2 protein-coding genes are annotated in these 762 nt (G+C 39.2%); both read right to left on the minus strand.

Annotated elements, in window-relative coordinates:
- Positions 1 to 428, minus strand: a 428-nt coding sequence (locus tag N1032_RS24995; protein WP_259543257.1) for a hypothetical protein, incomplete at its 3' end; no start/stop codon positions are given.
- On the minus strand, positions 428 to 762 hold a 335-nt coding region (locus N1032_RS25000), incomplete at its 5' end, for a hypothetical protein (RefSeq protein ID WP_259543259.1). The genes N1032_RS25000 and N1032_RS24995, both read right to left, overlap by 1 nt.

Genomic DNA, 762 nt, shown 5'->3' on the forward strand with positions numbered 1-762 from the left:
GAAAGAATGTAACTACAGCGGAACTCTATTCCCATATCGCAAAGCGCCTTAATTGGTTTACGCACATTGATTGAGAAAACACCCTCCCAATTAAAGAACTTGCGCATAAATTGGAACTCATATCCGAGGTTGTGAACGTATGTAATTAAACGTTTGTTCTCGTCTAAGTCAAAATAAGAGGCTAACAAGTCGCAAAGGTCTAGAAATTCCTCCCACGTTCTCCCGTAGAAAACATCTTTCCCGTAGCCAATGCCGAACATCCACACATACATAAACGCGGATTTTTCGCCGTTGTATATAGTAGAGGTGGTTTCTATGTCGAACGCTGATTCAATATTCAAATATTCAGTTTTAGTTTTGCCGTCCTTAACGAAAGGAATATTAAGAGAATCCAAATAATCAGCCGTACACATAGAATAATGTTTCATTAAATCAACCTATACCAGTCACGACCTTCTATTTCTTCATCGTGGTTATCAATATCTGTCAACATATCCGAAACGCGCTTAATCATTTCATCTAATGCGGTTTCCGAGTCTGTCAGGTCAATCTTTTCTTGTTTAACCAATTGTCTGACAGTTTCCATGACTTCTGTAGAGTCGAACGCGTGACCTAAGTTTTCCACGGTGTCCAGATATTGCATTGATTTATTGTATAGTTCAAAGAACTTGCTGGAATATTGCTGTAACTGTTTAATGTCTTTATATTCCACGCCTACGCGGTCGGCGGTATCTTTGAGAACCTGATTTAACCCCTTAACAG

This window comes from Herbiconiux daphne, assembly GCF_024979295.1.
Lineage (GTDB): Bacteria > Actinomycetota > Actinomycetes > Actinomycetales > Microbacteriaceae > Herbiconiux > Herbiconiux daphnes.